19 protein-coding genes and 1 pseudogene are annotated in these 21,833 nt (G+C 55.9%); 6 read left to right on the top strand and 14 right to left on the bottom strand.

Annotation, left to right across the window (positions count from 1 at the left end):
- Positions 1-8 precede the first annotated feature (8 nt).
- From Poly41_RS07065 to Poly41_RS07030, 9 genes are all read right to left on the bottom strand, one after another.
- Entirely contained in the window at positions 9-2,903 is a 2,895-nt protein-coding gene (locus Poly41_RS07065) for an Ig-like domain-containing protein (protein ID WP_146525224.1), read from the bottom strand.
- A 2-nt stretch (positions 2,904-2,905) separates the two neighbouring features.
- Positions 2,906-4,276 carry a sulfatase family protein gene (locus Poly41_RS07060; RefSeq protein WP_146525223.1) on the bottom strand — a complete coding sequence of 457 codons (1,371 nt, stop codon included), beginning with the start codon at positions 4,274-4,276 and terminating at the stop codon, positions 2,906-2,908.
- A gap of 8 nt (positions 4,277-4,284) precedes the next feature.
- Positions 4,285-4,416 (bottom strand): hypothetical protein, encoded by a 132-nt coding sequence (locus Poly41_RS35400; protein WP_261344887.1) that lies wholly within the window; start codon positions 4,414-4,416, stop codon positions 4,285-4,287.
- Positions 4,417-4,430: 14 nt separating this feature from the next.
- Positions 4,431-5,216 carry a polysaccharide lyase family 7 protein gene (locus Poly41_RS07055; protein WP_146525222.1) on the bottom strand — a complete coding sequence of 262 codons (786 nt, stop codon included), beginning with the start codon at positions 5,214-5,216 and terminating at the stop codon, positions 4,431-4,433.
- Between the two features lie 137 nt (positions 5,217-5,353).
- Positions 5,354-5,806 carry a hypothetical protein gene (locus tag Poly41_RS34795; RefSeq protein WP_231615477.1) on the bottom strand — a complete coding sequence of 151 codons (453 nt, stop codon included), beginning with the start codon at positions 5,804-5,806 and terminating at the stop codon, positions 5,354-5,356.
- A gap of 656 nt (positions 5,807-6,462) precedes the next feature.
- Positions 6,463-7,167 carry a C39 family peptidase gene (locus Poly41_RS07045; RefSeq protein WP_146525221.1) on the bottom strand — a complete coding sequence of 235 codons (705 nt, stop codon included), beginning with the start codon at positions 7,165-7,167 and terminating at the stop codon, positions 6,463-6,465.
- A 68-nt stretch (positions 7,168-7,235) separates the two neighbouring features.
- Positions 7,236-7,859, bottom strand: coding sequence for a transporter (locus tag Poly41_RS07040; RefSeq protein WP_146525220.1), 624 nt, complete (start codon positions 7,857-7,859; stop codon positions 7,236-7,238).
- A 376-nt stretch (positions 7,860-8,235) separates the two neighbouring features.
- The gene (locus tag Poly41_RS07035) at positions 8,236-8,604 is read right to left on the bottom strand and encodes a hypothetical protein (RefSeq protein ID WP_146525219.1); all 369 of its coding nucleotides are present in this window, start codon (positions 8,602-8,604) and stop codon (positions 8,236-8,238) included.
- Positions 8,605-8,705: 101 nt separating this feature from the next.
- Positions 8,706-9,275, bottom strand: coding sequence for an alpha-ketoglutarate-dependent dioxygenase AlkB family protein (locus tag Poly41_RS07030; protein ID WP_197231132.1), 570 nt, complete (start codon positions 9,273-9,275; stop codon positions 8,706-8,708).
- 234 nt (positions 9,276-9,509) lie between these two features.
- Between Poly41_RS07030 and Poly41_RS07025 the strand changes: the two genes are divergently transcribed.
- The 3 genes from Poly41_RS07025 to Poly41_RS07015 all read left to right on the top strand — a co-directional run bounded on the left by Poly41_RS07025 (position 9,510) and on the right by Poly41_RS07015 (position 11,367).
- A complete protein-coding gene (locus Poly41_RS07025) occupies positions 9,510-10,061 on the top strand; it encodes a class I SAM-dependent methyltransferase (protein WP_146525217.1) in 552 nt (183 codons plus the stop codon).
- Between the two features lie 50 nt (positions 10,062-10,111).
- The gene (locus Poly41_RS07020; protein WP_146525216.1) at positions 10,112-10,600 is read left to right on the top strand and encodes a hypothetical protein; all 489 of its coding nucleotides are present in this window, start codon (positions 10,112-10,114) and stop codon (positions 10,598-10,600) included.
- Between the two features lie 287 nt (positions 10,601-10,887).
- Positions 10,888-11,367, top strand: a complete 480-nt coding sequence (locus tag Poly41_RS07015; protein ID WP_197231131.1) for a class I SAM-dependent methyltransferase — start codon at positions 10,888-10,890, stop codon at positions 11,365-11,367.
- 18 nt (positions 11,368-11,385) lie between these two features.
- On the opposite strand, the pseudogene Poly41_RS07010 reads toward Poly41_RS07015, so the two are convergent.
- From Poly41_RS07010 to Poly41_RS07000, 3 genes and pseudogenes are all read right to left on the bottom strand, one after another.
- Positions 11,386-11,952: pseudogene (locus tag Poly41_RS07010) on the bottom strand (DUF2179 domain-containing protein); the annotation flags it as partial.
- 96 nt (positions 11,953-12,048) lie between these two features.
- Positions 12,049-15,378: an efflux RND transporter permease subunit gene (locus Poly41_RS07005; RefSeq protein ID WP_146525213.1), complete on the bottom strand. Its 3,330-nt coding sequence runs from the start codon at positions 15,376-15,378 to the stop codon at positions 12,049-12,051.
- Entirely contained in the window at positions 15,375-17,078 is a 1,704-nt protein-coding gene (locus Poly41_RS07000; RefSeq protein ID WP_197231130.1) for an efflux RND transporter periplasmic adaptor subunit, read from the bottom strand. Before Poly41_RS07000 ends, Poly41_RS07005 begins: the two co-directional genes overlap by 4 nt.
- Positions 17,079-17,215: 137 nt before the next feature.
- On the opposite strand from Poly41_RS07000, the gene Poly41_RS06995 reads away from it, so the two are divergent.
- Positions 17,216-17,833, top strand: a complete 618-nt coding sequence (locus Poly41_RS06995) for a TetR/AcrR family transcriptional regulator (RefSeq protein WP_146525211.1) — start codon at positions 17,216-17,218, stop codon at positions 17,831-17,833.
- 24 nt (positions 17,834-17,857) lie between these two features.
- Here Poly41_RS06995 and Poly41_RS06990 read toward each other — a convergent pair whose 3' ends face one another.
- Positions 17,858-18,841 carry a zinc-dependent peptidase gene (locus tag Poly41_RS06990; RefSeq protein ID WP_231615476.1) on the bottom strand — a complete coding sequence of 328 codons (984 nt, stop codon included), beginning with the start codon at positions 18,839-18,841 and terminating at the stop codon, positions 17,858-17,860.
- A gap of 39 nt (positions 18,842-18,880) precedes the next feature.
- On the opposite strand from Poly41_RS06990, the gene Poly41_RS06985 reads away from it, so the two are divergent.
- Entirely contained in the window at positions 18,881-19,150 is a 270-nt protein-coding gene (locus tag Poly41_RS06985; protein ID WP_146525210.1) for a hypothetical protein, read from the top strand.
- A 38-nt stretch (positions 19,151-19,188) separates the two neighbouring features.
- Complete coding sequence (locus Poly41_RS06980) at positions 19,189-20,904, top strand: alpha-L-rhamnosidase-related protein (protein WP_146525209.1); 1,716 nt, start codon at positions 19,189-19,191, stop codon at positions 20,902-20,904.
- 73 nt (positions 20,905-20,977) lie between these two features.
- Here Poly41_RS06980 and Poly41_RS06975 read toward each other — a convergent pair whose 3' ends face one another.
- Positions 20,978-21,832 carry a hypothetical protein gene (locus tag Poly41_RS06975; protein ID WP_146525208.1) on the bottom strand — a complete coding sequence of 285 codons (855 nt, stop codon included), beginning with the start codon at positions 21,830-21,832 and terminating at the stop codon, positions 20,978-20,980.
- Position 21,833 lies beyond the last annotated feature (1 nt).

Raw genomic sequence — 21,833 nt, 5'->3', positions numbered from 1 at the left:
GATGAAACTCAGTTCGGCTCCGGACTCATCCAGACTACGGTGCGGAGCTTCCCTTCGGTTTCCCGATAGATGATCAGCCGCTTGCCGACCGTGATGGCGAGTCGGTGGTCGCCGGGCTCGGGTTGCTCCCTGGATTTCCACAACGCCACCTCCGGTTTCTCCGGCGTACCACGCCAGGTGACGAACTGGCCGTTTTTGAACTCGGCAAAGTGCGAAAGGTCGTCCTCGTCTTTCGAGAATGAGCCCCAGAGCAGGCCGGTGTTCTGGTCGATCACCACAAGTTTGCCCGAGGTGTTGAACATGACCTTGCACTCGAGCCGCGGCAGGTCGATGCGATCACCGGCCATCATCCGGTCGCCATCCTTCAGGAGCACCTGATGAATCTCATCCTTCCAGTTCGCCTCGGCATTCTTTGCCACGTCGCCCACCGAAATCTGAATCTCCTGCCGCGCCTTCACGCCGGTCATGTCCTCGGCCACGGCCGCGAGTTGATGCACGCCCGTCTTCAGTCCCTTCAACAGGTCATCGCTTGAGCCACTCCACGCATAAGCGGGTCGCGCCTTTTTGTCGGCGTCGAGCAGCAGGCCGTTGAGATACAGCTTCACCTCCTTGATGCCGTCGCGGTCGCTGGCCTGAACCTCCACTCGCAGGTCGGAGTTCGCCGCGAGCTGCGCGCCGTCCGTCGGATTGGTGAACTGCACTTCCGGGAAATCGCCTTCGCTCTCCACCTTCGCGAGCTCGTTCTCGACCTCCTTCAGCGTGGCGTTCCAGTCAAGGAAATGCGTCCGCGCCAGCAACTGGGTCTTGTATTGCGGCGTGAGGACCCGCGCATACTGCCGCCATTCCTCGACCGCGTCCTGGAAGTGCGCGACGGCCTCGGCGTGAAACGGCTTCGATTCGCGATTGCTCTCGCGGAACAGGGCGAGCTTCGCCGCGCCACGTGTCTTGTCGGCGTAGTAGCGGCCGAGAAACGCCATGCTCTCGATGTCGTTGAGCGTCTCCAGCAACTCGACGTTGCCGTTCGCATTCTGCCGCAACGCAGTCAGCGCGGACTGCGCCGTCGCGGCAAACCCGTCGAGATTGTCCGCCACCTGCAGCGGCGTGAGGCCTTTCACCGGCTTCTTCGACAGGACGGCCTTCGCCCAGTCGGTCACCGAAACGCATTGCGGGTCGGGCGCGTCCTTCACCCGCGTCAGCACCATCGGCTTTCGTGCGAAATGGAAATCATCAACACCCAAAAACCCGTCACGCTGCGCACAGGCTTCCGCCGCGAAGTCGCCATCGGTCGGCGCCCAGACGGCGCGGTTCACCTGCGGCACAATTTCGGACACGGACTCCCACGCGTCGTAAAGCGCCTTCGCGTCCACGCCGGGAAAACGATGCGCCAGCGTCGCCTCCCAGTAGTCGCGACCGAGGTCGGTGTTGTAGGCGAGCTGGCCCCACAGCCGGAACTGATACCAGTGCTTGTCGACTTCCAGCCGCCCAGCCATCTCGGGATTCTTTGCGACGGACTCGCGCGCCCAGACGTAGCCGTCCGAGCCCATGTAGAAGCCGGGTGAATGTTCGCGCGGCATCCACTTGATGAACTCGCGCACGAAGTCCGGACTGCCCCAGCGCTGCATGACGATGTCGTCGTTGCGCAAGTTGAGCCAGGTCTTGAAATGCTCCGGCCAGCCCTCGGCCACAATGCGCGTCTCCCACTCCTGCGGCCGGCGAGACGAATACATGTGCGCGACCGCATACTTGGTGCTCGTGTCGAGGATGCCGCCCGTGTAGCCCTTGAACGCGTCCATCACCGCGTCGCGTTCGGTCACATGCCGGCGGAAGATGAACCGCACCTGCCGCCCGGGCTGCCCCTTCCGCGCGTCCATGATTCCCCGCCCGAAGGTATTGAAGATGAAGTTCTCCGTCGCGTGCTCGCCCTTGGTAGAACGGTCGGAGTTCTCTCCCGCCGTCACGCCGATGCCTGCGATCTGCGGATAGGTCAGCAGCAACTGCCGCACGCACTGCCGCGTGTATTCCACCGTGATGGGATTGGTTTGATCCTCGGTGATGCCGTAGTGACCGGTCGCGCCGAAGGTGAAGATGTTCCAGCAGAACCAATGGATCTCGATTCCACGATCGTTGGCGTATTGGAACACCCGCTGCCAGTGCGCGATCTTTTCGTCGATGGTCATCGTTTTCACGAGCTTCAGCACCTTCGCGTCGTGCTCGAGGCTCAGGTGGCCGTCGCCATTCTGATCGATGTCCTGCAGCTTGTTCTTGAAGCTGGGTTGCAGGGGCACCGCGACGCGATAGACGTCGTCCATCGCGATCTCGGGATATTCCTCCAGCTTGATCAGCGAGGGAAACGGATGCGTGCTCCAGAAGGTCAGCACGTTGTAGCGGTAGCGCGCGAGGTCATCGAGATAGGCCTTCCAGAACTCGAAGTCCCACATCGTCTCGATGTTGTTCTGCGCCGAGTCGCCCGTGTCGTCATAGGAAGGCGTCCGCGCATCGAGTGGAATATTGAACTTGATCCCGCGCTTCGCGATGAACGGTTTCCCCGCCTGATCCTGAATCGGAAGCTTCAGCCGCAGCCGATCAGCGATCTCCAGCCCGCCATACATCGCGCCCGGGGAATCGGAGCCGATCACTTCCACGCGATTCGGTCCGGCGCTCCTGATCTGAAACGCTTCCGGCGACGACGCGTCGGCCTGGATGCTCAGTGTCACCTGAAGGTCGTCCTGTCCGGCCTCTTTCATCGCGCCTTCGAGTTCCCGCGCCGCGAATGCAAGCTGCGGATTCTTCGCGTCGTGTTCGACCGATGCCGCGACCGCGGCCGTGAATGCGCAGTGCGCAACGAGCAGCAGGGCAGTTGCGAAGCGACAGATCGGGGTGCGATGGGTGAATGGTCGTGACATGGTCAATCCTCCTTGTCGTCGGTCTTGATGTATTCCTTCGGCAGGGTCGCGACCCAGGCTTCGATCCGCGTCTTGAGCCTCGACAGCACCTCGGGCTGCTGCGCGGCGAGGTTGAGTGCCTCGGCCGGATCGGCGGCGATGTCGTAAAGTTCAAACTCGCCGCCGTTTTTGCGAATGGGATGGAACAGTTTCCACTGACCTTCGCGGATGACGGCCTGGCCGCCGGGAGAACTGGTTTTCCACAGCAAAGGCCTGGTGCGTGTGTGCGTCGCTTTGCCCAGCCACGCCGCTGAGACATCTTCGCCCTCGAAGTCCGCCGCATTGATCGCCACACCGGTCAGCGCGCAGAGCGTCGGCAGGTAATCGACGGCGCTGATGACCGATTGCTCGTCCACGCGGCCGGCGGGCACGTGCCCGGGCCAGCGCACAATCCACGGCACGCGCAGGCCGCCTTCGAGGTTGGTGTGCTTGCCTCCGCGATGCGCGCCGTTGAAACCCATCTGGTTGTCGCGCACGCCGCCGAGCCCGGCCTTGGACATGTCCGCGCCCTGGTCGCTGTTGAAGATCACGATCGTGTTGTCGCGCAGGCCGAGTTCGTCGAGCCGCTTGAGCAGTTGGCCCACGGCGGCGTCCAGCGATTCCACGTCGGCGAGGTAACGGCGCAGCGCGTCCTCCACATCGCCGCCGGCCTTGCGCAGCGTCGCAAACTTCTCGCGCATCGCTGGCGAAAACTTTGACTCATCCAGCTCGAGCGCGCTCCAGCGTTGCACCAGTTCGTCATTCGGATCAACGGGGTTGTGCGAGATGTGGCCCCATACATTCACATAGAAGGGCTGGCCCTTGCTCTCCTCGATGAAGCGGATCGCCTGGTCGTAAATCGGTGCATCCCGTCCGCGTAGGTCTTCCGCCTTCTTCTTGCCACGTTCATCCCGCGACTGATCGCCGACGACGTCGATGCCGTAGGTGCCCGGTTTCTGGTCGGGACCGATGTGCCACTTGCCGAAATGTCCGGTGCGATAGCCCGACTTGTTCAGCAGTTCAGTGATGGTGACGCGCTCCGCGAAACCGCCGTTCGCCGGATAGGTGGGATACGTGGCCGGAAACTGCGAGGTCATCAGCCCGGTGCGCGCCGGACAGCACGTCATGCCCGTGGCGTAGAACTGGGCGAAGCGCGTGCCATCCTTCGCGAGTTGGTCGAGGTTCGGCGTGCGCGCGTAGGGATGCCCGTAACAGCCGAGATCGCCGTAGCCCAGATCATCCGCGAGCAGGAAGACGATGTTTGGCTTGGGCTCGGGCTCGGCGGCAGAGGCATCGCGCAGGGACGCGCAGACGCAGAGGAGCAGTAGGGTGAGTTTTGTGATTGAGTTCATCATTTTTAGGTTCAGCTCGGAGTGACGGGTTGCGGTGCGATGGGTGCGGCGGGCGAGTGATACTTCGCCGGAGCAGGCTGATGGGCGAGCGAGACGCCCATGGAATCAGCCCACGTGTTCATCTTGCCGGCGAGCGGTTTCATGAGGTTGGCGAGGACTATTTGGATGGTGATACCGTTTCAGAATGGCTCACCTTGAGTCTCGAAAATGCCACGCGGGCGCCTTCGGATGCCGGGCCTTCATTGTCCTGTGGATAGGCGCCCACCTTGAAATAGAGCGTCTGTTCGGCCCAGGCCGGGTCCAGCTCGAAGACGTTCTCCGACTGCGTCGTGCCATTCACGGTGACGCTCAGGAGACCGTTCTCCAGCTTGATCTGATAGTCGAAGTCCTTGTCCAATCCCACGTCGGGGAACGTCAGTTTGATATCCTTGCCCTTCCTGGCTTTGTCCTTCACCAGCGCTTCCACCCGGCCCTTGTAGAATTGCAGTTTAATCATCGGACTCGCCTTGCTCGAGTAGCCGTGAATCTGGCCGATGACGACTTTTTGCCCGCTCGGAACCTCCATCACCCGGCAGCGCGCATCCATGATGTGCGTGCCACGCGCCGACCAGCAGACGTTGTCATCGGCGGGGTTGATCATCTCGCGCAGTTCGCAGCGTGAGTATTCGGTGTTTTCCGTCCGGGCACCCGTCACCGGGCACCAAAAGACCATCGCCCCGTCGCTGCCGGTGTAGAAATGCTCGGAGTTCGTAAAGCCCGCGCTCAGTTGTGCCGGTAAGATCTCCATCGCTTTGCCCGATTTGGCGCCAGAAGCATCAAGCGGCAGGGTCAACTTCCAGTGACTCAGGTCAAAGTGGCCCGAAGGTGGTTTCGTTTTTTCCGCGGCATGGCCGAGTGAGAGACATAAGCAGGTGAGGAGGAGGCTGGTTGTTTTCGTGTTCATCGATTGGGATTTCTTATGAAGTGAATTTCTCTTTCGGATACGGGAGAAGCGGAGGACGGTTGTGAGCAAGGGTGTTCATGGCAGGAGCCTTGCTTGACTTAAAGTTTCGCGTGCTGTTGGGCTTTCTCGTTGCCGGTTCAGTCGTCTGAATGTGTCACAACGAAGCGGGAAAACGAAACTCGAGCACCTTCGCTCACTTCTCTTGCGTTGTCCTGAGGGTAGGCGCCGGCGATCACTTTCAAGCTGAACCAGTCTTCCTGCAAGTTGGCTAGTTCCGGATACTCGGACGCCTTCCAGGTGTAGGACGACGTTGAAGTCGGCTTGCCGACTCGAACTCCGTTAAGCAGTAGACGGAAGTTGCACCAGTGCTTTTCGATCTCCAACTGGCCGGAAAGTTCAGGCACTTTGGAGATGAACTCCTTGGCCCCGTAGTATTCATCAAACCGCCTCGCCAATTCCAGCGCAATCCGCTGAACAACCTCTTCCACATCATGAAAACTCGAAACTGGCGCACAGACGTACGCCGAGATCGAGGGCTCGGCCTTTAGCCAGCACTTTGCAAATTCTTCGCGTTTTTGGTTTTCATCCATCCATCTATTCAACGCACCAAGTTCTCGATTCGCATGTATGCCGCTCCAGATAGGGAATCGTTAACCAGAATCTTAGGGAAAGCTCGAAAACCGTCCGATGGCAGTCCAACTTAGCGACAAGGGACATGGCCAAGTGGGGCATGAAGCGTGAACGGAATTTGGTCATTTTGACCTCACATGAGGCGGAAGAAGAGTTACGAGAAGTTCGATCGGAGTCAGTTGGGTCAAGTCGCTGGCTGAATCCGAACGTAAACAGACCGGCCATGCCGCCTTACCCCCACTGATGCCGATTCAGGCACAGACGACCTGTCGCGGGCGCTCTCGCTCAAGCTCGGTCTGACGACTAATCCGAATGGAATGGAACAGTCGCTTCACCGGTGGGCATTGTTGATTTCGTTTTGCGTATGCCAGTCGATGAAGGTTCGCCAGTGGTCGCTTTGAAAGGCCGCCCTTACATTCAGCATTGAGCGAGCACCTTCGAGTGTCCAGCGCATCCCGCTTCGTTCCCTTCGATCTTTATCAAGATGACGACATGCACCCTCGATGACACCCGAAGCGATCGGGTAAGCACCCGAATCATGGCAGGTTGGCCGCTTTTTGTTTACATCAATCCCATCTGCGGCTCGAACGAACCGGCGGAACGCCGGTTACACCCACTAGAAATTTGAGACTCCGGTCAGCTGGCGACGAATCACCTGACGATTCAAGTATCCCTCGATGAACTCTCGATACTCGACGCCCATCTGGTCGCGAGTCGAAGTGGTCTCGCCCTCCGGTGCCACGACAAGGATCGCATTTTTTATCCAGATCTTCTGTAGATAGCTCGACGAGATTCTTATATTTCCGCGGATTGGATCCGCTAAGAAAACACAATCGCCAAACACTCCCCGACAAACCACGAAATGGTTTGTTCCCCCGAGATTAACGACCATAATCACGGGCACCTTGCTTTCAGCCAGCTTCGCGAAACTGACTTGGCCAACGGTTGCTTGATAGCCCATCTTTACGGCGGCGTCCTTGACATCCGCTATGGTTAATCCCTCTTTAGCACGCTCTTGCAATTGCTCGTTGGTCAACATTCCTTCAATGACCGTCAAGACCATACTTTCGTTGACGCGATGACCCCAGTAAAACCGAATCAAAGTCGCTAGCGCAGCAGCACCACAACTGTAATCACGCTGCTGCATGACGACATGACGCGTCTTTCGTTCTTTCCAGCTTTCCACTGGTTTTTGAAAAGTAAAGTTCCGGTCACGAACGACGCTACGCCCTTCGATCGAAGCTTGCTGGGCATGCAGCGCTGCTGGGAGGCAGCCTAGTAGCAGCCCCACGAATATCAGACGCGAGATAGTGGCAAACACGATTATGCCTCTCCGTGGCAGTAGTATCAATCAATAGTGCGAAAAATACGATCCGTCAGTCTTGGTTGTTAGCGAGTGAACACAACACCCAATTCAGCCGACGGCGATGTTTCCGTCAATCCAAAGGTTACAAACGGCTCAACAAGCTTATGACACTTCGCGATCGTCGCTGCCAACCGAATCCGAAGCGGTTCAAGGTCGGTATTGGGCAAAGGACTACCGTCAACGCGCGTTTCAGAAACATAGGAACCGACGAAGGCTGTGCTGAGGGTTACGCGTTCGTTCGCTGCAAAACCAAGACCGAGACTGTAACTAGCTTGATGACCGAGTTGAACATCGAACCCACTAAAGGCTTTCTCGAACGAATAGGTGTAACCAGCCCCATAGAACAGGATCACGGGATCAAGGTTTTGAATCACCAGTAGATCACCACCCAGACGCCAAACTCCATTTCCGGTTCCTGCACTGGTGAGGAACAGCGGATTGACCGGGTTGCCCGTCGGTGCTGTCGTACGGAATGTTCCCACGACGGAGCGTCCTGTTTGTGAGTTCTGCATCAGCAAACGGGTGAAACCGAAGTCGACGTCACCGATGCCCCCGGCCGATTCGTCATCATCCCCAAAGATCGTTGCAAATTCGGTATTGGACCATCCGAGAGGCGTATTGACGAATAGTTGTGTGCATTCGTCCAACCCGTAACTAAGTCAATCAGCCAAGATTGGCGAAAGGGCTTTCAATGAAAAATCGAAAGCGTCATTCACCCGAGCAAATTGTTAAAAGGCTGCATGACTTCGATGCGTGGCTCGCGGTCGGCAAGAGCGTTGGCGAAGAAGGGAGCCGCTAAGTTGAGCTTCGGGATCACGGATGTCGTGCATGAGGCGCGTGAGAAGCATGCGACTCGTCAATCGTCAACAATGCGGGCGATGCGCCGAGGAAAAAGTCATCGAACAATTGACCACCACGGTGAGGAGAATTGGAAAGCGGCCCTCCTAGACGGATCACCTTTCATTCCCGGCATGATTCTGTGGAAGTCGCCTAGGTCGCCGATTATTTGGAGAAAACTGGAAGTTAATAAATTTGGTTCACTTCGTCGCTACTCCAGGGTACATGAGCCCATGGGTATTTGGTCTCCGCCATATAGAAGTTGTTGATCTCGACGGAAGTAAATGTTTGAGTCGAGAACAGTCCAGGCACGTCTCGTGTCAACGTGCAGCCATCGCCGAAAAATCGCTGAATTTCATTCAGCCGTCTTTGCCAACGTGAAACCTGTTCGTCGGGGCGTATTCCATGTTCAAGCGATAGGATGCGACGTTGGAACTGTTTGTTCATACCCAGATTGGGATCGACGGTAACGATTCTGCAGACATGCTCGGGGTAATGCTTCAGCTTCAAACCCGTCAATCCGACGTCGACAAGAAGAAACGCTAGAGGTAGCACTAGTTCTTCTTTCTGGTTGTTTTCTTCGACTGCACTTTTTGCTTTTGCATCTTTTTCCGCAATTGTGCAAACTTCGTCGCTGGTGTTCGTGAGGTCTGTTGTCAGTTCTTGGTCATGATCTGTCGAAACGTCAAGTTGATCCGTTCGCCCACCTTCTTTGCCGTCTTCGGGATCTCGTGTTTCCAAAATTGCTGCATCGTTCCCGCCATGATAATGAGCGTTCCGTTCCCGACGGGGAAGACTCTCGTTTCTTTGGTTGTGTTGTGCTTGATCCGAAAATTTCTTGTTGCTCCCAGGGAAAGGGAACCAATCACGTTTCCCATTTCCGGCTCGTCATCGGCGTGTATCCCCATGCTATCGGCTCCCGAGCGATAGCGATTCATCAAACAGTAGTTGTACTCGCCTTGGATCGCTTCGATTCTCTGCTTGATTTCCAAAAGCGTTTGGGTCCACGGTAGAGCGACATTCACCGTCCCGCTGTAGCGATAGGTGACCCCTTCCTCGCCATAGGAAGCGGTCAGTCGTGGCTGCATGTGTCCGAAGAGTGCCGGTTTCTGTTCCCAAACACATCGGTCTCGTAGCTCCACAAAGTAACGGTCTGCAAGTTCGGGAGACAGAAATGCGTCGTCGTAGTGGAGCGTCCCACCATCAGCCAATTCAATTGTGTCCATCAGATCACCTCCAATCGTTCCCATTCATTCTCACCCAAGATCAACGGTCTTCACAGGTTACCGCTGACACTGACTTCCCCACGAAACGGTATCCGCAAGATCGCACAACCAGAAGAGATAAAATAACCAAAACTGCGTTTAGGACCCTCATCGAGACCACATAGAAATAGGTTATAAAGTGGTTGTGCCCAACTTCGACGAATGAGAAGACAACGCAGAATTGGCATCGAGTCCATGAACAAGTTCGACATTTTGAAGCACAATCGACAAGCGTGGGACCGAAATGTCGATCTGGGGAACAAATGGACCAGTCCAGTCGATAAAGAAACGATAGAAAAGGCACGATTGGGGGATTTTACTGTCGTCTTAACGCCGGCAAAGCCGGTTCCAGCGGAATGGTTTCCGCCGCTTCAAGGGACAGAAACCCTGTGCCTCGCTTCAGCCGGTGGTCAGCAGTCTCCCCTTTTCACCGCAGCCGGTGCGAAAGTGACGGTGTTCGATCATTCCCCGCGGCAGTTGGACCAAGATCGATTTGTTGCTCAGCGCGATGGTCTCACCCTGAAGTATGTCGAAGGTGATATGGCTGATCTTTCGGTTTTCGCCGACAGGTCGTTCGATTTCATCTTTCACCCTTGCTCAAATACATTTGCACCCAACGTGCTTCCTGTTTGGCGTGAATGCTATCGAGTGTTGCGAAGTGGCGGCGACCCTTTGTCGAGCTATCGGGATACTTTCATTGCCACTCGTGCGGTTAAGCCACCGGTGAACGAGGGCGGGGGTTTCTAACGCAAAATAGTTCAATCAATCGCAGCGAAGCATCTACGAGGTTCCCATCCATGAATGGCACTTACAATCACACGCAGCGATCACCCTTGTGTTTGTTGCTCTACGCACTTGGCTTCATGTTCTTGATCCTGAGTTGGGTTTTACGCAATGAGCCGGTGATTGAGGGAATGTTTCTCTTCATCGGAGTATTGATGCTCTTTTTGGCAGCCTCGTTTCATCATTTGAAGGTCGAAGATGAAGGAGACCAGCTCGGGATTCGTTTTGGCCCCATTCCCTTGTTTCGTCGAACCGTCTTCTATTCGGAGATCGAAAGCGTCGCAGTAGGACGGACCACCATCCTTGACGGTTGGGGCATTCACCTGAGCCTGAGAGGAGGTTGGGTTTGGAATCTGTGGGGTCGAGATTGCGTGGTTTTAAAACTGCACAAAAGCATCTTGCATGTTGGCACGGACGATCCTGTTCACCTTGCGGATTTCGTAAAGTCTCGACTGGAAGGCCTCAACCGAAATGAACACAACAGCGAAAGACAGCAATCATGACCGCAAATCAGTAGATCGTTCCTGTCGCAAGGGTGAGATTGACGCGGGTAACTTGATCGCCATGACTCGATCAAGGACAATTTCGGTAAAGGGTAATGCGACCGAGAATGAAAGCGTCGGCGTATTCCCTGACACACCAGTGCTGGAAATCAAGAGTTGACACGAAAGGGAACAGACGGAAATGCAGAATCAGACCAAGCGAATTCCAATGAGGCTGGCGACCTTGATTCCATCTACCCGGTGTTGGGGCATCGTGCCGCTCGTGACGATCATTCATTGTCAGCATCGTGTTTCTTGAGAGTGACTCCGGCGCAGAGGCTGCCGATGACACTCAAGCTCTTCCTGCTATCGAATGTCCACTCAGCAAGGCCGGAATCGACAAGACGAAGCTGAAGCCATTCGAAGAAGTCGAGGACTACATCCAATTCCTTGAGCGTTCAGATCGAGCGGAGTGGCAAAAACCGGATTTGGTTGTGAAGGCATTGGCACTCAAGGGAACGGAAACGGTCGTGGATTTGGGTTGTGGTTCCGGTTACTTTACATTTCGATTATCGAAGGCGGTGCCACAGGGCAAGGTGATCGCCATCGACAGCCAGCCAGAGATGGTTCGTCACATCCACAGAAAGGTGCTGACCGGCGAGTGGCCCAATGTCCGAGCACAGGTTGGGGAACCAGATGATCCTGGGCTGCCATCCCATGCCGATTGTGTCTTTGTTTGCGACGTGTTGCTACCCTACCAAGAGTTCGTGGTGTTCGTGAAACCTTGAACCGCATGTTGTCGAGGCCTACTTTCTGACGACGATTCGTCCCAGCAGCGACTGACCGAAGCGCGAGTCTGTGGCAAGCGTCTGTCCGCTTTGTGCGACCTCCACACGCTCGACAGAGAGGAATGCCTTGGGCGCGTGATCTTTCAGCAGTTTCCGGATGTGGGACAACTGCTTTCGGCGGATCACGGTGAAGGCGATCTCGACGGGACCCAACATGCCGGTGCCATCAACGCGTGTGACCCGGTAACCCTCAGCACGAAGCAGATTCGAAACATCGACATCTGCGAGATTGGAGATCACCCGCACGATCCGATACCCGAGAGCCAGCTTTTCCTCGAGCAACATCCCAACCAACACACCTGAACCAAAACCGCCCGCGTAGGCTACGACCGCCAACGGGTGACTGAGGTATTTCATTACTCCACCGACGGCAAAAATCCAGATGGTGACCTCGGCGACGCCGAGCACCACGGCCATCGCGCGGTGGCCAGTAATCATGAGGATTGTGCGCAGCGTGCCGAGCGAGACATCACAGACTCGCGCGAGGAATATGAGGACCGGTATAAACCATGGCATGGTGCTGGCTGCCTTATTGAAGTCACGTGTAAAATGAAATCTCGTGGGCTTCGATCAATCGTCGGAACCCATGAATCTGCTGCCAAGAAACGTTCTTCTGCTTGGCTATTCGGTCAATTGGTGCGGGATCGGCTTCAGACCAAAGGTTTCAACCAGGACCGCATAGAGAGCTGGCAGCACGTACAGCGTCAACAACGTCGTGAACAGCAGCCCGACGATCATACACCATGCCAATCCGACCCAGAGTGGTCCACCGCTGAGCGCCAACGGCAACAGTCCGCCGACTGTCGTTGCCGTGGTCAAGAAAATGGGTAACATCCGCTGCTTTCCCGCGTCGATCAAACAGTTTCGAAACGTTTGCTTGTCAAGCCGAATGCCCGGTCCCGCTTGTCGCTCGGCGATCAGGATGTCGGCGAACTCGACAAAGATAATCGCCGTGTTCAGTACGATTCCGAAGAGTGCGAGAATGCCAAGTTGCGGCATAAAACCGAGTGAATGACCGGTCATCGACAACCCCAACCAAGCACCCACCAACGCCAACGGCAAGGTACAGAGAATCATCAACGGTTTGCTCCACCCGTTGTATTGAAAGATCAGGCACAGCACGATCAGGACAAAAGAAACCTCGAAGGACATCATCATTTGTCCGCCCGATTCTTGGCTCTCCTCATACGCCCCGCCCGCTTCGATCCAGAAACCGCTCGGCAGCGAGTCGGTCAGCTGCTTCATCTCGCGCGACTTGAGCACCCGCTTGACCACATCGTTACCGGTGACGCCGGGCAGCATCCGCGACGAGACTTCGATCACTCGATTCATATCCCGTCGCTGGATCTTCTCGGGCTCCCACGAAAAGCGGAAGTCGGCTAGCGTCGATAATGGCACTTTCCCGCTGTCCCCTTCGACGAATGCTTCCTGCAGCCCGCGTATCGACTTTCGGCCTTCGGGGCGGAGACGGAAATAGATAGGGACCTGATGATCGCCTTCACGGAATGTCGTTAATTTCAAACCGGCGTAGTACGAGTTGAGTGTCTTGGCGACTTGTGTGTTGGTGACTCCCGCCAAAGTGGCTCGATCGCGGTCCACGTCGACGTGAACTTGATAGCCATTGACGCCCCAAGAGTCGTTGACGTTCCAGGTTTCGGCCTGGGCCTGAACGATCCTCTTCAACCGTCCACTTATCTCACGCAGCACGCCGGGATCGGCGAAGCCGCTACCCAAAACGCGAAACACCAACGGGTCCGCAGGCGGCCCCAGTGCAAGTTTCATTGGCGTCACTCGGGCACCGACAATTGGCTCGATCCCACGCAGCGGATCCCCTTGCAAGCAGGCGATCCGCACCTGGTCAACATAGTCAGCACTGTAGCGACCGTCGCTGGTGCGGACGAGAATCTCTGCATAATTTCGAGAGGGCGGTTCGGGACTCCAAGCCAAGTTCCAACGCGATCCGCCGCCGCCTACGATGGTTCTCATCGCTCGTAATCGTTGCGGTTTGCCCGCGTAGACTTGGCCGTCGCCGACCTCACTTAGCTTGCGAAGGACCTCTTCGACTTGCATGGCGATCGCATCGGTTTGCAGGATCGTCGCCGTTTCGGGTAACGCAATTTTGACTGCAAATTGATCACGTGATGCTTCGGGAAAGAACTCTGAACTGACGGGCATCTTCATGATGCCCAGACACAATCCGGCGGTGGCCAAGAGTGTGGTCCATTTGAAGCGAACCGCGATCATTGCGGACTTGCCGTAGAGGCGTTGGATCCAATTGTCGGTCGATTTCGGTTGTGATTTCGGCCGCAGCCCACTCGTGCGTCGCCAGCGTTTCGGCAACCTCGCTTTGGCTGCCATCATCCATCGCAGCGGAGGTGAGGCGGGAGCGTCACCACGCGGGGCGCGGATGAAAATGCCGGCCAGGATCACGCACAACGTCATCGCCAAAATCCAGCTCAAGGCAAGTGTCGTCGAGACCGTCACGGGCAAACTGTAAACGTATTCCTTCCCACCACCTTCCAGCATGAACAGCATGGGGACAAAGGCGGCCATCGTGGTGAGCGTGCCTACCAACATCGGAATCGCCAAGGTGTTGGCACCTTCGATGGCCGCCGTGTAGGGGCCCATTCCAGCGATTTGGTTGGTTCGAGCTTGGTCACAGACCTGCACGGCGTTGTCCACCAACAGGCCGAGCGAGATGATGATCGCGGCGAGTGAGATTTGTTCGAGTTGAACACCCATCGTTGCGATTAATCCGACCGAGGCGACCACGACGACGGGAATGTTCGCCGCCATCACAAACGAGGTTCGAAATCCGACAACCAAGTACACGACAACGACGACAATCCCTATCGCTTCGAGCACGTTGATGATCACCTCACTGATCTTTCCCTGAACGTTCTCGGATTGGTCGGAAACCGGTGTCGCGGCGATGTCCGGCGGCAATCGTTTTTCGTATTCGATCAATTCCAAGACGCGCTGTTTAGACGCATTGCATACGTCGATGATGTTTGCGCCTGATCGCATCGTAACGGCGACCATGATCGCTGGCGATGAGCTCTCGTGATCGCCATAACGGCAGAGATAACTTGGCGGGTCTTCGTAGTCGCGAGTGACGGTCAAGCCGAGATCTGCCAAGTAGACGTTGTTGCCTTCGTCGCCGACGTCGCTGCCTCGGACAACGCTGGCGATCTGCTTGATTTCGTCAATCGCATCGAATTCGCCATCCGGTTTGACGGAGTAGTAGCCTGAATCGGCTGAGATTTGGCCGCCGGGTTGGATGATATTTCGTTGTGACGCCAGCCGTTCCAACTCCATCGTTGTCAGTCGTTGTTGCGCCCAATTCCCCAGATCCGTTTCGATGTAGACCGCCTCATTGCGAACGCCAAACTTGTCCACCTTTGCCACGCCCGGCAGCAACCGTAAGGCGTCTTCGATCGTTTCTCCGAACTTTTCCAATTGCCGCGGGGTATAGCGATCGCGTTCTCGTACCGTAGAACGACCCTGCACGGGAATCTGATGAATCGCCAACAGCAAGACGGCGGTATCACCGAATTGGTCGTTCACGATCGGAAGGATCGATTCCTCCGGCATCTTGGCCATCGCGACGCGGGCGCGCACCTTGTCCCAGACGTTTTGAATCTCTGCCGGCGGAACTTCGTCAGCGACTTCGACAAAGACCGTTGATTGTCCCGTACGTGATGTCGAACGAATCGTATCGACTTCCTCCAGGCTAACAACCTGCTGTTCGATTTTGTCTGTAATCAACTCTTCGACCTTCTCCGCCGGAGCACCTGGCCATTGGGTCGAAATCACACAAACGCGAATCGTAAACTCCGGATCTTCGCGGCGGGGCATCGAGAAGAAGGTCGTCGTGCCCCAGACCATCAACATCACTACGAGTGAAAAGACAATCGGTTTGTACTTCACCGCAACCGCTGGCAAACTCATGGCGATTCTCCCGGCTGGACAGCGATGCGGTCGCCATCTTGGAGAAAATGCACTCCGCCGACCACGATCTGGGTCCCGTCGCCGATATCGTTCGACGGCGACGGAAGGATCTGCATTTTCGAACCGTTATCGAGATCGTCCGCATTCACCTTTTTGACCGCAGTCTTACGCGCAACGGTCTGACCGTCCTTTTGCTTGACAACAAATAAGAACGTTTCGCCCGACTCTTCGTAGATCGCTTCAACGGGAACGAAGTAACCGGCCTCGGGTGATTGGCTACTCAAGTTGACACGGACAAGATCGCCGGGTCGCAACATCCACTGGGGGCCTGAATCGAAAATCAATGATTTGCCGTCCCACTGTTCGCGGTCACCCTCCGGAAATTCCAACCGCCCCGCAAGCAAGCCCAGCGGTGGTGGCGGGTTGTCGACAAAGCGAACTTGCCGGAATACCCAGTTCCCCAAGTACGGAATACGCAGGTCCAATAACTCCACCGGTCGCTTGGTCACGGCGACCACCTCGGGAATGGGTTGGCCTCTTTGTACATCGGTCATCAACCAGACAAACGATCCATCGGGGTTGGTTTCAATTGCGTCTTCGTCGACAAAAAATGCGTCTTCGGGAGCGTCGCCCAGTACTTGTTGGTCAGCACCGATGATCGATCGAATGTCAAGTGGCCAAACATCTTGCGTGCGAGCGACATGCGTGCCGGATACCGACGCAGGAATCTCGGGACGCGCTTGATCATTGAGAATCAACAACGTGACGGTAAACGTACGCGTTGCCGGGTTGGCGCTGGGGTCCACGACGTAAACCAAGGCTCGCGTTTCACGCGGTTGACCATCGCCCGTAACGAACGATACCGGGACCTCTTGCCGGCGCTGCAAATACCTTGATTGTTCGTTAGACACTTCGATTTCGACCTTGATTGGGTCCATCATCTGCAAGGTCAACACGGGCGATCCGGACGCGACGACGCTGCCGGGTACCACGTCAACGGCGGAAATCTGCCCCCGATAGGCTGCGTACAACGTTGTATGCTTCAAGTCGCGTTCGGCGTCCCGCAGTGTTTGCTTGGCCTTTTTGATTTTCGCCAGCGCCGATTTAACTTCCACATCGGATTGTTTCAACAACGACTCAAGTGATTGGATGCGATCCTGCGCATTCCCCAACCGGTTTTCCGCTGCGTCGAATTCGGCCTCCGATATCGCGTTCTGAGCTTGTAACTTCTTGGCACGTGCAAAATCGTCCTTCGCCAGATCCAGATCGGACTCGGCCGACTTGATGTCGAACGGGATCGACTCCTCCTTTCGAATCTGTGCAACTTCATGCTCGAGCTGCGCTACCTCCAAGGCCGCGTTAGCAGACTCGACGGCAACCTCGTAGCGATCTGGATCAATTTGCGCCAACTGGGTGCCTTGCGAAATGACCCTGCCGTTAACATCTTCCACCAATCCAAAGACGTTCCTTCCCGGCTCCAAAACCCAGTCGATTCGCCCGGATACCTCAAACCCCATCGACTCGGTTTTCCATGACTTGACACTCCCCGAAACAATGTTTTGCGAATCGGGAACCGCTTTGCGAAGCAGTAGGGTCGTCACCGGTCGCGGCGGTTTAGGCGGATACACCGTCGGCTCAGGCGCGCAGCCAACGACCAGTAGCATTAATCCGGCTGATGCGATCCTGCCGCTTCGGTTCATGGAAAAGCCTTCTTGACGCGTTGTTCTTGATAAGTTCAAAACTACACTGTATAGTGTAATTAACGGATTCAAAGTAAACCGCATGGTGCATTTCTTGTCAAGCCAGTTGTTTTCAATAAGAAGGAACTCGCCCACCGATGAGTGAGCGCATGACCGACCGTAAGCGACGTTCGATCGTCGAGGCAGCGATGCACGAATTTCGAACCGGCGGGTTTGATAACACCAGCATGGACCAGATTGCCGAGACCGCTGGCGTTTCCAAGCGGACGGTCTACAATCATTTTTCGAGCAAGGACGAATTGTTTGACAGCATCGTTGAGCGGTTAATCGAGCGCGTCGGCGTGATCCCGCCGTTTGAATATCGAGCTGATGCGGATCTTTCGGGCCAGCTTGTCAAAATCGCGACCGATTTGACGAGCGTCGTGAGTGACGGCGATTTTCAATCTTTGGCGCGTGTGATGATGTCCCGCATGCTGACCGAACCAGAGATGGGGCGGTTGTTGACCGAGCAAACCAATCACTTGAATCATCAATTAGCCGAGTGGTTGGCCGCCGCGGACCATGACAAGCGACTGCGGGTAAGCAGCCCCGAGATTGCTGCTGAACAACTTGTCGGCTTACTGTTGTCCTACGCATTCTGGCCACGCTTGTTTGGCATCAAGAAGAAAACGCACCGATGGCCTGTCAAACGGTACATCGAAGATCTGGTTAGGATGTTCTTAAGAGCCTATGCCGTAGACGACTCGAAGGCATAGGGATGGTATGTCATCATGCCGCCCTTATCGAGCCGAGCGACGACGGCAGCATCGCTTGAATTTTTCGCCGCTCCCGCAGGGGCACGGTTGATTGCGTCCCACTCGACCACGACGTTTGGGGCGTCTTGCAAAAAGCCGCTTCGGATCTTGCCGATACATTTTCTGCATCATGTCATACAGCCGAGGATCCTTTTTCTGAAGCACGCTGGGTGATTCAAAAAAGTACTCGCTTAGTACCGCGAAGTACTCCGCCTCGTTGGTGTAGGCGTAGTCGTCGATATGCTGGTTCCCGGCATTTTCACGACGTAGTTCCTCACCGACCCATTGGACCCAAGGTTGATAGGCATCCGCCGAGACTCCCGGAGGTGTGCCGTCGATTGCACCATCTTGCTTGTCCACCAGATGTGCGAACTCGTGAACGCCCACATTTCTTTTGTCACGGTCGTTTGCAAAGCCGGCCAACAACGCGGGCTTTGATAGGATCATGACGCCACTCATGTGTTGCGTACCGACCATACCAAGAATGTTAGCGTCGCCGTCCTCGTTCGTCTTGAAGCCCGAATCAAACGAGGCTGGGTAAATGAGCACTTCACCTAATCCCGAGTACTCCCAATCCTCGAACGCCAAAATGGGAATCACGGCACTGGCGGCGACCAGCGTACGAGTCGTTTCATCCACCTCCGTGCCGATCCCTGTGATCGCGACCTCGTCGAGAAACACTGCGACGAGATCGCGAAACCGCTTTTGGCCCTCCTCGTCGAGAGCCTGATAAAAAGTGACCTTTGTATTGAGGATCGCTTGTCGGTTTTGCGGGAACGGTTGCTGCAAGACTCGATACCGCCGTGCAGTGCGATACCGCACCCAAAACGCAATCGAAACAGCCGCCGGCACCAGTACCAAGAACCAAGGCGAGAACCAAGAGATCGCTACCCCAAACAAGGATCCCAACCCACCCATCGTCCATGCCAGGCGACGGTTACGTCGGTTTTCGGTCGAGTTAATTAGCAAGAGAGGGTCTCCAAAAAAACGTCTGTCGCGGATTGCGCCATGCAGCTTAACCATTTCGGAGGTGTTTCGTGCACGTCGCTGGGCTGTTCCATCTTTGGCATGGTCACCTATTTGGGCAGTCCTTTCGATCGAGCCGGGTTTGATCACGGGCCAGACCTGCTTCCCCAGCTCGCCCCGACACTCGATGGCACGTCTTTTTTCGAGGTTCCGGTAGCGGAAGCACGCTGTACTTCGCTGGTGCGGCAGCGAAGTCCTGATATCATCAACTCGATCAAGCACGCCGAGATTACAATGGTGCGTTCAACCTGAACGCTCCTTTCTCAACACGGAACCAGAAAAAAGACGACATGTTTCAAAGAGCCATCTTTCCGATTGTCCTTACCGTGATCCTCGTTGGCCAAGACGCGGTTGCCCAGACCGCGGTGGTTGATCCACGCACCCGCACCTACGTCGTTCCGAAGCGAGTTCTTTGGGTTTCCGACGACTCCCGCGTTGAGAATGCGGATGCCTTATTGAAAGAAGGGAACGGTCAGGTCACGCTCGATGAAGTTGACCCCTGCATCGTTCACGAAGGGGGGGCAATCCTGCTCGATTTCGGCAGGGAGCTTCACGGCGGCGTTCAGATTACGGTGGGCCGGATGAAGGGAAAAGAGCCAGCTCGCTTCCGTGTGCGTTTTGGTGAATCGGCTAGCGAAGCGATGAGCGACATTCTCGGTGGGACGGCGACCAACGATCACGCGATTCGAGATCAGTCGCTGCTTGTACCATGGTTGGGCTCTACGGAAATCGGACAAACGGGGTTTCGGTTTGTCCGGTTGGATTTGCACGATCAAGGACGTTCTATTCCCTTGGTGAGCGTTCGAGCCGTGTCATTGATGCGGGACTTAGAGTACCTCGGGTCGTTCAAGTGCAGTGACAATCGACTGAACGAAATTTGGGACGTGGGTGCCTATACCGTCCATTTGAATATGCAGGACTACCTTTGGGACGGTATCAAGCGAGATCGCTTGGTTTGGGTGGGCGACATGCACCCTGAGACCATGACCATTTTCTCTGTCTTTGGTGCCAACCCAATCATTCCGAAAAGTCTCGACTTAAGCCGCCGGCAAACGCCGCTGCCAAAATGGATGAACGGAATCAGTTCGTACTCGATGTGGTGGGTGCTCATCCACGGCGAATGGTTCAAGTTCACCGGAGACAGGGACTACCTCGCCGAACAGAAAGAGTATTTGTTGCCATTGCTGGATCAGCTTTGCCAATGCGTTGATGAACAGGGAAAAGAAAACCTCCCAGAAGGACGATTCTTGGATTGGCCCTCCAAAGCGAATCAACAAGCGACTCACGCTGGCTTGCATGCGTTGTTGATCATGACATTGGAATCCGGCGCCGATCTTTGCAACACGCTCGACGCGACCGATCAAGCCCAGAAGTGTCGTCAGACGCTTGATCGACTGCGAGCGTATACACCGGATCCTGGGCAGAGCAAGCAAGCCGCTGCGTTAATGGCACTCGCTGAATTGCAAGACGCCAAGGAACTGAACCAGGTCGTCATGGCCGTCGGGGGAGCAAAAGGGATGAGCACGTTCTACGGTTACTACGTGTTGCGGGCTCGCGCCGAAGCAGGTGATGTTCAGGGTTGTCTGGATTGCATTCGAGAGTACTGGGGCGGAATGCTGAATTTGGGGGCAACCAGTTTTTGGGAAGATTTCGATTTGGCTTGGACGGAGAATGCAGCGAGAATCGATGAGTTGGTTCCTGATGGCAAGAAGGACATCCATGGCGACTGTGGGGCCTACTGTTACGTCGGCTTTCGCCACAGTCTGTGTCACGGGTGGGCGTCGGGGCCAACCGCATGGCTAAGTGAATACGTACTCGGAGTGCGCGTGTTGGAGCCAGGATGTGCGAGCGTTGCCATCCAACCCAACTTGGGTGATCTCGATTGGGTGGAAGGCACGTTCCCAACTCCCCACGGACTGATCCGCATCCGCCACGACAAACAGTCGGACGGCACCATCAAAACCGACGTTCAGGCTCCATCCGAGGTCACGATCGTGCGCTCTTGATCCACTGCGCCACTTTGACTTTCGCAGATCGCAGTTTGCGGCCTTTCCGTTACCCGTGTGTTGTGAACCCCATTCAGGGTTTGCGTTCAGAAGCGTTCTCAGCGCACGCTCGATTGATCGCCGATGCCAGTAACCCGATCGACTGGGCGTGGTAGGAATCGCGACACATCAAGTCGCGAAGTTCGTCATTCCAGGCGACATCTTTTCCCGGCGGCAAATTTTCCAACGCAAACCCGCGCTCATTCGGGATCCCCAAAAAAAAGGCGTCCTCGTCAACATGGATCCTGCGATCCTCGCGTGTCGCAGCGGCAATGATCCGCAAAGGGTCGCTGAGCGACGGTCGTGGCGGCTTCGCGGAGCGATCGACGAGCCAACTGGCCATGGCCACTTCACCCGACTCGGGACGGATCCAAATCAGGTTCCGATTGAGATAGTCACGGTGCTTGCCTGAGCGATGGAAGATTGATGGTACATCAAAGACGACCAGTGTCGACGTGCGGACCAAGACCGAGACCTTTTGAAGATGTGCTTCGCTCTGGCTGAGGACTCGTTTTTGAATGAATCCCAACGAGACATCCAAGTCGCTCGTGTTTTGCGAATCAATCACGGTCAACTTGCCGTTGACGGGGACGCTGTACCCGATCCCAACATCGGCTAACCGATGACGCTCGGTTTGTGGGTCGTTCGTCACGCGTGCCATGATGGTCAAGCGAAACGTCGACACGGCACTTCGAATCGATTCGCTAATCGCGTCGACGTCACCGCTGGCAATTCGAGGTGTGGCGACCAAGACGAGACGGTTCCAAGGTGTCACGTTGGCTTGGTCCAAAACGGTGCCGGGCGGAAGCGAGGAAAGGGGCTCGCCGCGGCCGGTAACGCTCATGAACGCAAACAGCGTGAAGGTCATCGTTGTAACGAGTCGCATCATT

It is taken from the genome of Novipirellula artificiosorum, assembly GCF_007860135.1.
GTDB classification, from domain to species: domain Bacteria; phylum Planctomycetota; class Planctomycetia; order Pirellulales; family Pirellulaceae; genus Novipirellula_A; species Novipirellula_A artificiosorum.
This window is presented reverse-complemented; position numbering and strand designations above follow the sequence as displayed.

What these genes read in the sequence shown, in the direction of transcription:
- Poly41_RS07065 (WP_146525224.1), bottom strand. Translation starts at nt 2,903, where the DNA reads ATGTCACGACCATTCACCCATCGCACCCCGATCTGTCGCTTCGCAACT.
- Poly41_RS07060 (WP_146525223.1), bottom strand. Translation starts at nt 4,276, where the DNA reads ATGATGAACTCAATCACAAAACTCACCCTACTGCTCCTCTGCGTCTGC.
- Poly41_RS35400 (WP_261344887.1), bottom strand. Translation starts at nt 4,416, where the DNA reads ATGAAACCGCTCGCCGGCAAGATGAACACGTGGGCTGATTCCATGGGC.
- Poly41_RS07055 (WP_146525222.1), bottom strand. Translation starts at nt 5,216, where the DNA reads ATGAACACGAAAACAACCAGCCTCCTCCTCACCTGCTTATGTCTCTCA.
- Poly41_RS34795 (WP_231615477.1), bottom strand. Translation starts at nt 5,806, where the DNA reads ATGGATGAAAACCAAAAACGCGAAGAATTTGCAAAGTGCTGGCTAAAG.
- Poly41_RS07030 (WP_197231132.1), bottom strand. Translation starts at nt 9,275, where the DNA reads ATGGACACAATTGAATTGGCTGATGGTGGGACGCTCCACTACGACGAC.
- Poly41_RS07025 (WP_146525217.1), top strand. Translation starts at nt 9,510, where the DNA reads ATGAACAAGTTCGACATTTTGAAGCACAATCGACAAGCGTGGGACCGA.
- Poly41_RS07020 (WP_146525216.1), top strand. Translation starts at nt 10,112, where the DNA reads ATGAATGGCACTTACAATCACACGCAGCGATCACCCTTGTGTTTGTTG.
- Poly41_RS07005 (WP_146525213.1), bottom strand. Translation starts at nt 15,378, where the DNA reads ATGAGTTTGCCAGCGGTTGCGGTGAAGTACAAACCGATTGTCTTTTCA.
- Poly41_RS07000 (WP_197231130.1), bottom strand. Translation starts at nt 17,078, where the DNA reads ATGAACCGAAGCGGCAGGATCGCATCAGCCGGATTAATGCTACTGGTC.
- Poly41_RS06995 (WP_146525211.1), top strand. Translation starts at nt 17,216, where the DNA reads ATGAGTGAGCGCATGACCGACCGTAAGCGACGTTCGATCGTCGAGGCA.
- Poly41_RS06985 (WP_146525210.1), top strand. Translation starts at nt 18,881, where the DNA reads ATGCAGCTTAACCATTTCGGAGGTGTTTCGTGCACGTCGCTGGGCTGT.
- Poly41_RS06980 (WP_146525209.1), top strand. Translation starts at nt 19,189, where the DNA reads ATGTTTCAAAGAGCCATCTTTCCGATTGTCCTTACCGTGATCCTCGTT.
- Poly41_RS06975 (WP_146525208.1), bottom strand. Translation starts at nt 21,832, where the DNA reads ATGATGCGACTCGTTACAACGATGACCTTCACGCTGTTTGCGTTCATG.